At 62.0% G+C, this 14,438-nt stretch carries 16 protein-coding genes and 1 other RNA gene; 11 read left to right on the top strand and 6 right to left on the bottom strand.

The annotated features are described in order from the left end of the window. Positions 1-62 precede the first annotated feature (62 nt). The 3 genes from J7557_RS14470 to J7557_RS14460 form a co-directional block, all read right to left on the bottom strand. Positions 63-1,238 (bottom strand): tetratricopeptide repeat protein, encoded by a 1,176-nt coding sequence (locus J7557_RS14470; protein WP_291420760.1) that lies wholly within the window; start codon positions 1,236-1,238, stop codon positions 63-65. Next, positions 1,235-1,840: a thiamine phosphate synthase gene (locus J7557_RS14465; protein ID WP_291420759.1), complete on the bottom strand. Its 606-nt coding sequence runs from the start codon at positions 1,838-1,840 to the stop codon at positions 1,235-1,237. The genes J7557_RS14470 and J7557_RS14465 overlap by 4 nt, the downstream gene beginning before the upstream one ends. Positions 1,841-2,040: 200 nt before the next feature. Beyond that, positions 2,041-3,069, bottom strand: coding sequence for a class I fructose-bisphosphate aldolase (locus J7557_RS14460; RefSeq protein WP_291420758.1), 1,029 nt, complete (start codon positions 3,067-3,069; stop codon positions 2,041-2,043). A gap of 203 nt (positions 3,070-3,272) precedes the next feature. Here J7557_RS14460 and J7557_RS14455 point away from each other — a divergent pair, with 203 nt between their 5' ends. Continuing rightward, the gene (locus tag J7557_RS14455) at positions 3,273-4,103 is read left to right on the top strand and encodes an aldo/keto reductase (protein ID WP_291420757.1); all 831 of its coding nucleotides are present in this window, start codon (positions 3,273-3,275) and stop codon (positions 4,101-4,103) included. A 197-nt stretch (positions 4,104-4,300) separates the two neighbouring features. Here J7557_RS14455 and J7557_RS14450 read toward each other — a convergent pair whose 3' ends face one another. Both J7557_RS14450 and J7557_RS14445 read right to left on the bottom strand, forming a co-directional pair. Further along, entirely contained in the window at positions 4,301-4,675 is a 375-nt protein-coding gene (locus J7557_RS14450; RefSeq protein WP_291420756.1) for a cell division protein ZapA, read from the bottom strand. A 3-nt stretch (positions 4,676-4,678) separates the two neighbouring features. Next, a complete protein-coding gene (locus tag J7557_RS14445; RefSeq protein ID WP_291420755.1) occupies positions 4,679-4,966 on the bottom strand; it encodes a DUF4164 family protein in 288 nt (95 codons plus the stop codon). Positions 4,967-5,203: 237 nt separating this feature from the next. Here J7557_RS14445 and tkt point away from each other — a divergent pair, with 237 nt between their 5' ends. From tkt to J7557_RS14425, 4 genes are all read left to right on the top strand, one after another. Further along, on the top strand, positions 5,204-7,180 hold the full coding sequence (gene tkt, locus J7557_RS14440; RefSeq protein ID WP_291420754.1) for a transketolase: 1,977 nt from the start codon (positions 5,204-5,206) through the stop codon (positions 7,178-7,180). Between the two features lie 49 nt (positions 7,181-7,229). Continuing rightward, positions 7,230-8,237: a type I glyceraldehyde-3-phosphate dehydrogenase gene (gene gap, locus J7557_RS14435; protein WP_291420753.1), complete on the top strand. Its 1,008-nt coding sequence runs from the start codon at positions 7,230-7,232 to the stop codon at positions 8,235-8,237. A gap of 269 nt (positions 8,238-8,506) precedes the next feature. Beyond that, positions 8,507-9,055, top strand: coding sequence for a hypothetical protein (locus tag J7557_RS14430; protein ID WP_291420752.1), 549 nt, complete (start codon positions 8,507-8,509; stop codon positions 9,053-9,055). 209 nt (positions 9,056-9,264) lie between these two features. Further along, positions 9,265-9,795 carry a putative glycolipid-binding domain-containing protein gene (locus J7557_RS14425; protein WP_291420751.1) on the top strand — a complete coding sequence of 177 codons (531 nt, stop codon included), beginning with the start codon at positions 9,265-9,267 and terminating at the stop codon, positions 9,793-9,795. Between the two features lie 142 nt (positions 9,796-9,937). Here J7557_RS14425 and J7557_RS14420 read toward each other — a convergent pair whose 3' ends face one another. Next, positions 9,938-10,906: a MerR family transcriptional regulator gene (locus J7557_RS14420; protein ID WP_291420750.1), complete on the bottom strand. Its 969-nt coding sequence runs from the start codon at positions 10,904-10,906 to the stop codon at positions 9,938-9,940. Between the two features lie 128 nt (positions 10,907-11,034). On the opposite strand from J7557_RS14420, the gene J7557_RS14415 reads away from it, so the two are divergent. The 6 genes from J7557_RS14415 (at position 11,035) to ssrS (ending at position 14,411) form a co-directional block, all read left to right on the top strand. Further along, positions 11,035-11,325 carry a hypothetical protein gene (locus J7557_RS14415; protein ID WP_291420749.1) on the top strand — a complete coding sequence of 97 codons (291 nt, stop codon included), beginning with the start codon at positions 11,035-11,037 and terminating at the stop codon, positions 11,323-11,325. Between the two features lie 85 nt (positions 11,326-11,410). Continuing rightward, a complete protein-coding gene (pgk, locus tag J7557_RS14410; protein ID WP_291420748.1) occupies positions 11,411-12,613 on the top strand; it encodes a phosphoglycerate kinase in 1,203 nt (400 codons plus the stop codon). A gap of 84 nt (positions 12,614-12,697) precedes the next feature. Further along, complete coding sequence (locus J7557_RS14405) at positions 12,698-13,381, top strand: glutathione S-transferase family protein (RefSeq protein ID WP_291420747.1); 684 nt, start codon at positions 12,698-12,700, stop codon at positions 13,379-13,381. Then, the gene (locus J7557_RS14400; protein ID WP_291420746.1) at positions 13,381-13,722 is read left to right on the top strand and encodes a helix-turn-helix transcriptional regulator; all 342 of its coding nucleotides are present in this window, start codon (positions 13,381-13,383) and stop codon (positions 13,720-13,722) included. Before J7557_RS14405 ends, J7557_RS14400 begins: the two co-directional genes overlap by 1 nt. Further along, on the top strand, positions 13,712-14,185 hold the full coding sequence (locus J7557_RS14395) for an SRPBCC domain-containing protein (protein WP_291420745.1): 474 nt from the start codon (positions 13,712-13,714) through the stop codon (positions 14,183-14,185). The genes J7557_RS14400 and J7557_RS14395 overlap by 11 nt, the downstream gene beginning before the upstream one ends. Before the next feature lie 68 nt (positions 14,186-14,253). Continuing rightward, positions 14,254-14,411: non-coding RNA, 6S RNA (gene ssrS, locus J7557_RS14390), on the top strand. Positions 14,412-14,438 lie beyond the last annotated feature (27 nt).

Here is a 14,438-nt window from a genome sequence, read left to right as displayed (position 1 = left end):
CCAGTGCCCTGCCGCTTTAATTGAAAGTTTGGCGGGCTTATTGCCTCAGAACTTGGCTGGGTTCAAGGGTCTTGCGCCGGCTCGGTGGTCGCCGGCTCAGCCGGTTCGGTCTCGGCCGGCATGGCGGCAGGCGCCGGAGCGGGCGGCTTGGCATTGGTCACGCCATTGGGCAGCACGACGCGGCTCGGGGCATTTTCCATGTCGGTTGGCGCCGGAAGGGGCGGGCCAAAGACCTTTGGCGTCGTTGGAATTTCGGCGACGGTTTCGATGCTGGGTGGGGTCGAAGGCCAGAAGCGGGCGCGCTCTTCGGCCCGTGCCAAAGCATCAGGGGGAATGGAAACCAGCAATCGGTCGAGCGAGGGATCGGAAAGCCCCTGACGCCGGGCCAGCGCCCGCCACATGGCTGCGGTTTCGAGGTCGAGCGCTGTGCCCTCGCCCACGGCCATGAGTTTTGCGAGGCGGTTCTGCGCCACGGGATTGCCGCCTTCGGCGGCCTGCTCATACCAACCCGCCGCAGCTTCGACATTTCGCTCGATGCCCTGTCCGAGATAGAGCAGGGTGGCGTAGTCGATCTGGGCGGCGGTCAGGCCCTGTTCGGCGGCAAGGCCAATATAGCGGGCGCCTTCGGCCGCATCGGGGGCGACGCCGGCGCCTTCGATCAGCATCGAGCCATAGTCATATTGGGCTTCGGCAAGCTCAGCGTCGGCAGCTTCCTTCATCAGTTCGGCCGCCGTGGTCAGGCTCGGATCGGCGTAGATGCCTTCGACATGGAGCAGAGCCAGATTGTATTTGGCCGGCGCATAGCCCTTGTCGGCGGCCTCGCGGAACAGTTCGGCAGCCTTTGCGCGGTCCTGCGTCACGCCGGAGCCGTCCTGATAGAACATGCCCAGTTCAAAGATCGCCAGTCGGTCGCCATTTTTGGCGGCAAGCTGATACCAGCCGGCGGCGCGCTCGGTATTTTGCGCCACGCCCAGACCCTTGGCGTAAATCTCGGCGATCAGCGTCTGGGCGGCCGCGTCGCCCTGTTCGGCGCGCGGCAAGGCGAGTTCGAGCGCGGTCAGGAAATACCCGCGTTGAAAGGCGCCAAAGGCGTAGTCGGCGGGCGTCGTCTCGCCAAAAATGGAATTGGAAATGTTCGAGGCTTCTTCCGCATCCGCCTGCGAGCGGTTTTGGGCGAAAACCGGGACGGCAAGGGCCGTGGCAAGGGTCAGCGCCAGCAGCGGCGCGCGCCAAGTCATGCTTTGGCCTTTTCGGCTTTGGCAAAGGCGGCGAGCGAAGCCGCCGGATCTGCCTTGGTCCAGACGCAATCGGAGAGCGCGAGGAATTCGGCTCCCGTCTCGTCTTCGGCATCAGGAGCCGCCGATGGATTGGAATGCACGGCCGGCACTTCAAACGTCTCGACCCACCACTGCGCCAGTTCTGCCGCCTGCGGATCCACGGCGCCGCCGAGCGGGCCGAACATCACATAGTCGACATCGAGCTCGCCAAAGCTCATCGCATCATGGCGCGAGCGCACATTGCCCACCCCGACAATGCCGTCGGGCTTGAGTGCCGAAACCGCGGTACGAATGGCCTTGGTGCCGCCCGTCGTCACATGCACGCCATCGGCGCCGATCGCGCGAGCGAGGGCCACATCGTCTTCGACGAGCACAGCGGCGCCGGCTGCCTGGCCGATCTGTACCAGCCGTTCAGCCAATTCGGCATAGGCGGCGTCATCGAGCGAACCGCGGCGCACCAAGAGGGCGGCGATTTCAGGGCCCGTCAGCACGCTCATCAACTGGCGCGGAAACTGCGCAAGATCCGGATCGGCTGGAGTGATGAGATAGAGCTGAGGGGCCATGGAGGTTCCGGAGATGACGCTGCGTGTCCGTAAGGTGCCATTTTGGCAAGAAAGGGACAGATTTGTCCAACAAGAGGACAGGCTTGTCCAATAGGGCAAGGCGGGAGGGGTGGCAATGTGGGCCACCAAAAGGCCAAAAGAAAAGGCGCGCTCCGGGAGAAGAGCGCGCCAGTCGTGACGTTGGGACGTCAAAAGTGAGTTCAAGCGGCCCGGTCGAGCTCGTTGGTCCATTCGCCGAGGGCGGCGAGTGAGTTCATATGGGCCCGGTGGGCAAAGGCAGCCTGAGCCGCTGGGAAGTTTTCGCGGCGGCCGGCCCAGGTGCGCAGAGCCACGTTCTGCAGGGCGCGACCATAGGAGAAGGTCATCGGCCAGGGCTTGAACGGAATGCGGTTCATGGCCGAGAGATGGGCGGTGGCTTCTTCGTCGGTCTGGCCGCCCGAAAGGAAGGCAATGCCCGGCACGGCGGCGGGAACATGTTCCTTCAAAACTTCAACGGTGCGCTTGGCCACTTCCTCGACCGATGGCCGGTCGCGCGAATTGACGCCGGGCAGCACCATGTTGGGCTTGAGCAGCATGCCCGAGAGGTCGACACCGGCAAGGCGAAGTTCCTTAAAGGTGTTTTCGAGGACTTCCCCTGTCACCTGGGCGCAGCGTTCGAGCGAGTGGTTGCCGGGATCGCCATCGCCGACGACTTCGGGCTCGACCACCGGCACGATGCCGGCTTCCTGGCAAAGGATGGCATAGCGGGCCAAAGCATGGGCATTGGCGCGAATATTGTTGCGGGTCGGGGCCACGTCATTGATGGTGATGACGGCACGCCATTTGGCAAAGCCGGCGCCAAGCTCGGCATAGCGCGTCAGGCGCTGGCGCAGGCCATCGAGACCCTCGGTGATCTTTTCGCCGTTATCGCCGGGCATGGGAAAGGCGCCGCGGTCGACCTTGATGCCGGGAATGGTGTCGACATCGGCGAGAATGGCGCGGAACGGCGTGCCGTCGGCAGCCGATTGTTCCAGCGTCTCTTCGGTCAGGATGACGCCCGAGATATAGTTGCGCATCGCATCGGTCGAGCGGAACAGCATCTCGCGATAATCACGCCGGAGGTCGAGGGAATTGGGCAGGTTGATCTTGGCGAAGCGCTTGGCAATCGTGCCTTCGGATTCGTCCGCGGCGAGAATGCCCTGGCCTTGTGTCATCAGCTTCTGAGCGATGGCATTGAGCGACTTGGTCATCTTCTGTCTGGCGCCTTGGTGTGGGAACGGAGTGCCAGAAGCTTAGACTTTCGCATGGCCCCGTCGATTAGACCTTGGGTTATCAGACGAAAGGATAGTCTTGTATGGTAGATTTTTTGGAACTTGGCAGCATGGTTCTTTCATCGTAATAAAACGATGAAGCTGAGTTCTTCGGCGCAATTCTCCCTAGCAATGGATAACAGATGAGCACGCAACCCCACGTGACCTTCCATGATGGCCGTTCCATCCCCCAGATCGGCCTTGGCGTCTGGCAGACACCCAATGACGTCGCCGTCACCGCCGTCGATGCAGCCCTCAAGGCCGGCTATCGCCATATCGATACCGCCGCAGTCTATCAGAACGAAGAAGGCGTGGGGCGGGGTATTGCCAGGTCGGGCGTCGCCCGCGGCGATATCTTCCTCACCACAAAAGTGTGGAACGACGACCAGGGTTTTGACGAAACGCTCCGCGCCATGGATGCCAGTTTGCAGCGTCTCGGCACCGACTATGTCGATCTCTATCTGATCCACTGGCCCTCGGCTTTTCGCGGCAAATATGTGGAAACCTGGAAGGCGCTGATCCGCCTCAAGGAAGAAGGCAAGGCCCGTTCCATCGGCGTCTCCAATTTTGAAGGCACCTATATCGACGACCTCGCCGACGCGACCGGCGTGCTGCCCGTCATCAATCAGGTCCAGCTCCATCCCCGCTTCCAGCAGCGCAAGCTGCGCGCGGCCTATGAGCCGAAGAAGATCATCACCGAAAGCTGGAGCCCGCTCGGCCAGGGGACGCTGCTCGCCGATCCGGCGATATCGGCCATCGCCCAGCGCCACGGCAAGAGCCCGGCCCAGGTCATCATCCGCTGGCACATCGAAGAGGGTCTCGTGGTCATTCCGAAGTCGGTAACCCCGAGCCGCATCGTCGAGAATTTCGATGTTTTCGATTTTTCGCTTGATGCCGAGGATAAGGCGGCGATCAACGGGCTGGATAGCACTGGCGGCCGTATCGGGTCGGATCCGGTGAGGGCGCAGTTTTGAGCTGACCTCTCCACGATCTGCCTTCTCCCCTTGCGGGAGAAGGTGCCCGAAGGGCGGATGAGGGGTATGCGATGGCCCAAAACGCTCCTCTGCGGAGGATAGAACCCCTCACCCTGATTTTCTGCTGAACGCAGAAAATCTGTCCCTCTCCCGCAAGGGGCGAGGGTGGCGCCGGTGGTGGGAATATGTCCGTGCGCTTACCCCTGGAGCGTCGCCGTCTCGTCCAGCACGCCGGCAATCGACTCGATCACCCTGCTCGCCTCATCGAGCTTCCCCGCGAAAGCCTTTTCCGTCGCTTCCAGTTCATCGGCAATCTGATGCCCGGCCTGGGTGAGGTTCTCGACCTCGGCTTCGAGCGCCGCAATCTTCCGCTGTGCCTCGGTCAGTTCGTCAAGCACAGCGATCCCGGCCATCACCGTCAGCCGGTTGTCGCCAATTTCGCCCACGGCGCCCTTGAGGCCTTCGACCTGGGCATTGAACCGTTCGGCCAAGGCAATGAGGTGCCCCTGCTGGCCCTCCTCGCAGGCCATGCGATATTTGCGTCCGTTGATTTCGACATTGACCTCTGGCATCGGCTACTCCGTTTTCGCCAAGACAGAACGCACGGTTTCCATGGCCTCAACAAGGCGGCGGGAAACTTCGTGGGCGCTGTCGTCGAGCCGCTTGGCGCGGGCGGAGGTCTTGTCGAGCTCGGTCGCCAGCCGCGCGCGTTCCTGCACCAGGCGCTGCGTATCGACCTCGATGCGTTTGAGCCGCTGCAGGCGGCCGGTCATATCAGACAGGCTTTGATCGAGCCGCGCCATGGCATTGTCGAAGCGCTTTGCCGCTGCGGCGAGGCCGTCTTCATCCTGTCCGTCACTCATTGGCCGCAACTACCCCTAACGCAACGTCGATTCAAGCCGACAGACCCTGCCCCAAGCCCGGCCCCATTGCAATCACAGACCGGCAAATCACAAGCAAAACTGGACGCCTCGGGCCTTGGGCGACATTGACAGGCAGGCCGAACCTGTTATGCCTCAACCCGCCTTTGGGAGGAGAGCCACGAGGCCTCTTATCCCCTTACTCCCTGCCTTCTTCAGCATTAGAGAGCGGCCCGCCAGATGACGAACACAGCCCAGCAGAACGAATTGGCCAATGCGATCCGGTCCCTTTCCATGGACGCGGTCGAAAAAGCCAATTCCGGTCACCCCGGCCTGCCCATGGGCTGCGCCGATATCGCCACCGTGCTCTTCACCAAGGTGATGAAGTTCGATCCCGCCGACAGCCACTGGGCCGATCGCGACCGCTTCATCCTCTCGGCCGGCCATGGCTCGATGCTGCTTTATTCCTCGCTCTACCTGCTCGGCTATCCCGACATGAGCATCGAGGACATCAAGAATTTCCGCCAGCTCGGTTCCAAGACCGCCGGCCACCCCGAATTCGGCCATGCCGAAGGCATTGAAACCACTACCGGCCCGCTCGGCCAGGGTCTGGCCAATTCGGTCGGCTTTGCCGTTGCCGAAGCCAAGCTCGCTGCCGAATTCGGCTCCGACATCGTCGATCACCACACCTGGGTGCTTGCCGGCGATGGTTGCCTCATGGAAGGCATTTCCCAGGAAGCGATTTCGCTCGCCGGCCACCTCAAGCTCAACAAGCTCGTCGTGATCTGGGACAACAACAACATCACCATCGACGGCAAGGTCTCCAATGCCGACTCGACCGACCAGATCGCCCGCTTCAAGGCCGTCGGCTGGAACACGATCGAAGTCGACGGCCACGATCAGGACGCCATCGAAAAGGCTCTCAACGACGCCAAGAAGTCGACCGACAAGCCGACCTTGATCGCTGCCAAGACCACGATCGGTTTCGGCGCCCCGAAGAAGGCCGGCACGGAAAAGGTGCACGGCGCTCCGCTTGGCGCGGAAGAACTGGCCGGCGCCAAGGCTGCGCTCGGTATCGATTACCCGGCTTTCGAAATCCCGGCTCACATTCTCAACGCCTGGCGCGCCGCCGCCACCCGTTCGCAGAATGTTCGTGGCGAATGGGAGGCCCGCCTTGCGGCCAATGCCAACAAGGCCGAATTCACCCGCCGCATGTCCGGCAAGCTGCCGGCTGACTTTGCTGCCGTCATGGCCGCCTACAAGGAAAAGCTCGTCGCCGACAAGCCCAAGGTCGCAACGCGCAAGTCGAGCCAGATGGCCCTCGAAGTCATCAACAAGAACGTGCCGGAAACCCTGGCCGGTTCTGCCGACTTGACCCACTCGAACCTGACCAATACGCCCGAGACGCTGCCCTTCCAGGCCGACAATCGTCTTGGCCGCTATATGATGTATGGCATTCGCGAGCACGAAATGGGCGCCGCCATGAATGGCGTGGCGCTCCATGGCGGTCTCATCCCCTATGGCGGCACATTTATGGTCTTCACCGACTATGCCCGCCCCGCCATCCGCCTCTCGGCCCTGATGGAACAGCGCGTCATCTATGTCATGACCCACGACTCCATTGGCCTTGGCGAAGACGGCCCGACCCACCAGCCGGTGGAACACCTCTCCGCGCTCCGCGCCATTCCAAACCTCTTGGTCTTCCGTCCGGCCGATGCGGTTGAAACTGCCGAATGCTGGGAACTGGCGATGACCTCGGAAAAGGCGCCGTCGATCCTTGCGCTCTCGCGCCAGAACCTGCCGGCCGTCCGCACCGAAAACTCAGCCGAGAATAAGTCGGCCAAGGGCGCCTATTCGCTGATCGGCCCGGCTGACGCCGATGCCATCATCTTCGCCACCGGTTCGGAAGTCGCCATTGCCGTCGAAGCCCAGAAGACCCTCACCGAGCAGGGCATCAAGGCCCGCGTCGTTTCGGTGCCGTCCATGGAGCTCTTCGCCAAGCAGTCCGACGCCTATAAGGCCGAAGTGCTCGGCACGGCCAAGGCCCGCGTTGCCGTCGAAGCCGGTATCGAAATGAGCTGGAACAAGCTCCTTGGCGACAAGGGTCGTTTCGTCGGCATGCACTCGTTCGGCGCTTCCGGTCCGATCGATGCGCTCTATGCCCACTTTGGGATTACGTCCAAGGCCGTTGTTGAAGCCGTCACCGCACAGTTGTAAGAGAGCCGCGCCTCCCTTTCTCTTTCTCCCCCTCCAGGAGCGTTAAAACATGGCAGTTCGCGTCGCCATCAATGGTTTTGGCCGTATTGGCCGTAATGTCCTGCGTGCCATCATCGAGTCCGGCCGCACCGATATCGAAGTCGTTGCCATCAACGACCTCGGCCCGGTCGAGACCAATGCGCATCTCCTGCGCTTCGATTCCGTCCATGGCCGCTTCCCGCATACCGTGACGGTATCAGGTGACACCATCGATGTCGGCCGCGGCCCGATCAAGGTGACCGCCGAGCGTGACCCGGCAAACCTGCCGCATGCCGCCATGGGCGTCGACATCGCGCTCGAATGCACCGGCATCTTCACCTCGAAGGAAAAGGCCTCGGCTCACCTCAAGGCCGGCGCCAAGAAGGTGATCATCTCCGCTCCCGGCGATGGCGCGGACAAGACCATCGTCTACGGCATCAACCACGCTTCCCTCACCAAGGAAGACGTCGTCATCTCGAACGCCTCGTGCACGACCAATTGCCTCGCGCCGCTGGCCTATGTGCTGCACAAGGAATTCGGCATCGAGAAGGGGATGATGACCACCATCCACTCCTATACCGGTGACCAGCCGACCCTCGACACCATGCACAAGGATCTCTATCGCGGCCGCGCTGCAGCCCTCTCGCAGATCCCGACCTCGACAGGCGCTGCCAAGGCCATTGGCCTGGTGCTGCCCGAACTCAAGGGCAAGCTCGACGGCGTCTCGATCCGCGTGCCGACCCCGAACGTCTCCTGCGTCGACTTCAAGTTCATTGCCAAGCGCAATGTGACCGCCGACGAAATCAATGCCGCCGTCAAGAAGTACGCCAATGGCGAACTCAAGAACGTGCTCGGCTTCACCGACCAGCCGAACGTCTCGATCGATTTCAACCACGATCCGCATTCTTCGACCGTGGCGCTCGATCAGACCAAGGTTATGGACGGCAATTTCGTGTCGGTCCTCTCCTGGTATGACAACGAATGGGGCTTTTCGAACCGCATGGCCGACACGGCCGTGGCGCTGGGCAAGACGCTCTAAGCGTTTTTCGCCAACTGGAATTGAAGAGGGCGCCGCGAAGCGCCCTTTTTGTTTTGGGCTTTTGGCCACTGTCACCGCATCTGGTTTTCCAGCCACGATGTCATTCCCGCGAAAGCGGGAATCCCTGTTTGAAACGGAGATCCCCGCTTTCGCGGGGATGACACGGTGAAAGTCGAAATGGCGTTGCAAGGGCGACCATTTGGCCAATCGTCTTGTTGCCACGCTCTTGGCATAAGCATCGGGAAAACCATCCCCGTCCGGGCTTTGCCATGCGTTTTGTTTCTGCCCTCGTTCTTGTCGCCGCCATCCTGACAGCACCTGTTTTCGCCGCCGAAGATGCTGAAACCGGCCTTGCGGTGACCTTGCCGGATACGTTCGTGGTCGAGGAGGCATCATCCCCGCCGCCCTATAATGTCACTTTCGGTGTCAAATCCGCCTCGGACGATCCGGCGCCGCTGACTGGCGAAAAATACCTCTGCCAAGTCAGCTTCCAGTCCGTGCCGGGCAATGCCGGGCTGACAATGGAAAAAATCAACGAGCAGATCGGCTCGCCCGGCTGGATCGCCATGGCCAAGGACGGCATGTCGGCGATTTTCGATTTCGTGTCCGACGCCTCATTCGAACTCGACGGCTATAAGGGTCACGAATTCATCGGCAAGCCCAAGCAGAAGAATGCCGAGCATGTCCGGCTGGTGCTCTCCATGGTCGAAACCGCTAGGGGCCGCACCGCCATTTCCTGCGTCACCGACGCGGATCGGCTGGATGCGGTGCTCCCCAGCTTCCACACCATCCGAGACGGCGTCACCCCGCCGGTCTGATTTCTCAGACCTCTCCCCCATCGTCACCACCGGGTTTGTCTCGGTGGTGCCAAGCCATCCGCAGGATGGCGGGGGCGGAGGCGAGATGGATTGCCGGGACAAGCCCGGCAATGACGAAGACTGAGGGTTTGCGGCTTCAATCGTCCGCCCCTCACTTGCTTTCCCCGCTCGCATTTGCTGCAAATGCGATGCGTGTCGGGAGAAGCGTTTTGAGCCTCAATCAGTCCTATCGGTGGCGTGGTCTTGACCTCAAGACCCTGGAACATTGCCACGTCATGGCCAATGGCCGCGACACGCGCATCCGCGGCGCCATCATCGGCGACGACTTCGGGCTGTTTTACCGCATAAAACTCGACGAGAACGGCCATACTCGCACACTGAAAATCGAGCGAGCCGACGGCAAGGCGCTGGAGCTCTTTTGCGATGGGCAAGGCGGCTGGTCGGATGACCGCGCCGAGCCGATCTCGGGCCTAAAAGGCTGTGTCGATGTCGATATCTGGCCGACGCCGATGACCAATTCCCTGCCGATCTGGCGGACAGAGTGGCAGGACGGAAAACCGCAGAAGTTTGCCATGGTCTGGATCGATGCGACGACCATGGAGGTGCGCCGCGCTGAGCAGGTCTATACGCGGATCGATGAAGGGCACCTTCGGTTTCAGTCGGACGATTTTGAAGCCGTGCTGGCGGTGGATGGCGATGGGCTCGTGACGGACTATCCCGGGTTGTTCGCGCGGGACTGAGCTTGCCGACACCCCCTCCCACCCTCCCCCATCAAGGGGGAGGTGCCCCATCGAGTGTTTGGCACAATCTCCCCAAAACCACAGTCCCTTCACCTCCCCCTAGATGGGGGAGGCCGGGAGGGGGTGGGCAGCGCGCGCCGACCTAGCTCATCCGCACCACCATCCCCGCCGTTCGCGCCCTTGCTTCCGGCGTCCCCAAGCAATTGCTCACGCTCTCATATCCCGGCGAACCCGCCACAGCCAAAACCTCAAACGGCACGCTGTGATTGGGCGGACAGAAAAGGATCGCGTGTCCGGCGCTGACCGCATCGAGGTCCAGCACCGCACTCGACCGCGTCATAACCACCAGCGGCGCATCGCCCTCGCTCCGCCGCCGCAGCCAGCCGCCAAGCGCCAGTTGTGTTGCTTCATCCAGGCCGTCTTCGACGAGATCGATCACCCGTGGTCGATCCTCCGAAACCATCCCAGCCACCACGGCTCTCAACGCGGGACTGTCCACGGCCCCATCCTCCAGCAGCCATTCGAGTGCGCGCAAGGCGGCAGCCGGGATTTCACTGGGTTCGCCGCGATCGAGCCCCACGAACCCGCCGCCCAGCGTCTCGGCCAGTGCTATGGCAAGCCGCGTCTTGCCGCTGCCCAGTGGCCCCACGAGATAGGTCACCGGCGCGAGGCGCTTCAATTCAAACAGTTCGCCATTCCATGGCCATGGCAGGGTCAGCGACAGGGCCGGCGGGCTAGCTATCAGATCGGCGAGATCAGGCGCCCGCCCGCCGCTGAGATCATTGCGCCAGATGCGCACCCGCTCGATGGCCTCCAGGAGGCCCGTTAAGTTGCCCTCAAGTCGGCTCTGGTGTTCGGCAAGGGCTTTGTCGAGGTCGTGGCTTTTGCCCGCAAGCACGGCCGCAATCTGCGATAGGCTCAACCCAAGCGTCCGCAGCGCTACGATTTGTCTGATCCCGGCCATCTGCTTCGGACCATAATGCCGCCAGCCATTGGCATTGCGGATGGGCGTGATAAGGCCACGCTGCTCGTAGAGCCTTAAGGCCTTGGCCGAAATGCCGAGCGCACGGGCGGCTTCGGCGGGCGAGAGAACCTGTTCGGGATGGGTCAAGGGGAATCACCTCCGGTTTTGACCCCGCCACAAATCAGGGTGGCCCCAGGGGACAGGTCAAGCCCCGTCAACGCCCTGTCACCAAACCACCCTATTTTCGCAGATGTCAGCAAGGCTTGGAGCGAATCATGTTCCATCTCACCCGTCGCTTTCATTCGGCCCTGCCACTGGCCTGGCTTCTCGCCGGGCTTTTGGACAGTCTCATCCTCCTCGCGCTCCCTGCCGGTGTGATGCTGGCCTATCTCCTGCGGCGCCACCGGCGCATCATCGGGCTTGTCGGCACCGCGCCCTGGGCGAGCCTCGGCTTTGCCCGTCATGTCATGGTCGATGATCTCGTTCGCCTCGCCGCCTGGACGGCGCTGAGCCCGCTGGTCTTCCTTTTCGGCCGGCAACTGCGTCTGGTTCTTATTGGGAGCTGACGAGAATCTTCGTCTCAGCGCTTTTCCGATCCCTCTGCCTCTGATAGGCCAAGGCCCAAGTTTCGTATCTCTTCGGAGCCTGGCCATGACCGCGCAATTCAAGACTCTCGACGAACTCGACCTCAACGGCAAGGTCGTGCTCCTCAGGGCCGACCTCAATGTTCCCGTGGCCGATGGCAAGGTGACCGATGCGACGCGCATCGAGCGTCTCCTGCCCACCATCCGCGAAATCATGCGTCACGACGGCAAGGTCGTGCTGCTCTCCCATTTCGGCCGGCCCAAGGGGAAGGTTGATCCCGAATTCTCGCTCGAGCAGGTGTGCTCGGCGGTTGCCGATATCACCGGCCATCCCGTCGGTTTCGTCGCTACCGACTGGGTCGATGTTTCGGGCGCCAAGCAGGCGATTGCCGAGGCTCCTGCCGATGCGATCCTTGTGCTCGAAAACACCCGTTTCCATCCGGGCGAAGAAGCCAATGACGCCGAGCTTGCCAAGCGCATGGCGAGCCTGGGCGATGTCTATGTGAACGACGCCTTCTCCGCCGCGCACCGTGCCCACGCATCGACCGAAGCCCTGGCTCACCTTCTCCCCGCCGCAGCCGGCCTTGCCATGCAGGGCGAGCTCGAAGCGCTCGAAAAGGGCCTTGGCAAGCCAAAGAAGCCGGTCGTCGCCATTGTCGGCGGCGCCAAGGTTTCTTCGAAGATCGACCTTCTCGAAAACCTCGTCACTAAGGTGGACGGCCTCGTCATCGGCGGCGGCATGGCCAATACGTTCCTCTTCGCCCAGGGTTTTGGTGTCGGCAAGTCGCTCTGCGAGAAGGATCTTGCTGATACCGCCCGCCGCATCATGGACAAGGCCGACAAGGCTAATTGCGCCATCATCCTGCCGGTCGATGCCGTGGTTTCCTGGCATTTCAAGGCCAATTCGCCGACCCGCCTTTATGGCGTCGACGCCGTCGATCCCGATGGCATGATTTTGGATATCGGCCCCTCCTCGATCGAGCGCATCAATGGCGCCATCGACGATGCCCACACCGTCATCTGGAATGGCCCGGTCGGCGCCTTCGAAATGGAGCCTTTTGACGCGGGCACCGTGGCCATTGCCAAGCACGTCGCCAAGCGCACCCATGACGGCCACCTGATCTCGGTTGCCGGTGGCGGCGATACGGTCAGCGCGCTGGCCCATGCCGGCGTCAAGGATGCCCTGACCTATGTGTCGACCGCCGGCGGCGCCTTCCTCGAATGGATGGAAGGCAAGCCCCTCCCGGGCGTCGAGGCGCTGAAGAAGTAAAGTTTCCGATTTCGGAAACTTTCTCTTGCTTCACATCAGGCCGCCAGATAGTTTCTTTTTAGTGAAACTGTCTGGCGGCCTTTCATGTCTCTGACGCTCTATCTCCATCCGCTCGCCTCCTTCTGCCACAAGGTGATGATTGCGCTCGAAGAGGCGCAATTGCCCTATAGCCCGGTCATCGTCGATTTTGGCGATCCTGCCTCCGCGCGGCAGGTGTCTGACCATTGGCCCGTCGGCAAAATCCCGCTGCTCCACGATGGGGCAGGCGGCCGACATGTGGCCGAAACCACCATCATTCTCGAATACCTCGCCCAGCGTCATCCGAGCATGGCAAAACTCTGGCCGACCGATGCGGAGACGCTCCTCGAAGCGCGGCTCTGGGATCGGTTTTTCGATCTCTACGTGCAGCAACCGATGCAGAAGATCGTCATCGACCGCATTCGTCCGCCCGGCGCCAATGACCCGCATGGCGTCGCAGAGGCGCGCGAAAATCTGCACACCGCCTATGGCATGATCGAAGAGCACATGACCGATCGTGAATGGGCCGTGGGCACCGCGTTTTCCATCGCCGATTGTGCCGCCTTTCCGGGCCTCTTCTTCGCCGGCGTGGTGGAACCGTTCCCTGCCTCGGCCACGGCGCTCAGCGCCTATTTCGAGCGGCTCTTGGCTCGCCCGTCTGTTGCTTCCATGCTTGCTCAGGCGCAGCCTTATTTTACAATGTTTCCCTATCGCGACGCCATGCCGGCGCGCTTCCTGCCGGGGGCCTGATGTCAGCCGATCTCGATACCGTCTTCCAGGCCCTCGCCGATCCCTATCGGCGCGCCATGGTTTCGCGCCTCGTCGAATCCGGCCCGACCTCGATGAAGGAACTGGCCGCGCCCTTCGATCTCGGCCTGCCTTCGACCCTGAAGCACCTAAAAGTGCTGGAAAATGGCGGCATCATCACTTCGAAAAAGGAGGGTAGGGTGCGCACCTTCTCCATCTGCGAAGAGGGGCTTAATTCCCTCCGCACCTGGCTCGATGCGCATCAGCGCCATCTTGAAACCGGCTTTGATCGCCTCGCCGCCGCCATGGCTGCCAATCCCGAGGATAAATCCAATGGCCAGTGATCCCGCCCATTCGCGCTTCACGCTCGATCGCGTCCTGCCCGGCTCACCCGCTCACGCCTTTCGTTTCTGGTCCGATCCAAAACTGAAAAATCTCTGGGCCGGCTGTCACCCCGATTGGACCGAGCGCGAAGTGCGCCACGATTTCCGCATTGGCGGCCACGATTTCAGCCGCCTCGCCGATCCCATACGCGTCGAGCACGAAGTCGACATTGCCTATCTCGACATCGCGGCGCCGGATCGCATCGTCTATAGCTACGCCATGCGCGTCGACGGAAAACCGCTGTCCGCCTCGCTCGTCACCCTGCTCTTCCGCCCGCACAATCGCGGCAGCCTGATGCGTTATGACGAACACCTGCTGCTGCTCGATGGCAGCGACGGCGCCGCGGCGCGGGAAATCGGCACCGGCCATGGTTTTGACCGGCTGGAAGCCGTCATGGCAGAGAGCCTTGCCGCCATGTCATAAAAGCGCATCGGCGCACACACATTCTTGTGGGTTGCCGTTTGCGCGAGGCAGGGGAAGCGCCTATATCTCTTGGGCTGCCCGGTACGTGAGGACACACATATCCCCGGGGCCTTAATCGATCCTAAGGGAGCTGTCCCTGACCAGGCCCGTGGGCTTGGACATACGGCGCCCACCTACGTGAGTAGGTTCCCGGGATCGCTCGTCCCACGGCCAGGGCGGCACCTATTCCTCTATTTCCCAGAGACAGGCGCGC

The organism is Devosia sp. (genome assembly GCF_017744655.1).
Taxonomy (GTDB): Bacteria; Pseudomonadota; Alphaproteobacteria; order Rhizobiales; family Devosiaceae; genus Devosia.
The sequence above is the reverse complement of the archived record's forward strand: the minus strand, read 5'-3'. Positions and strand labels throughout refer to the sequence as shown.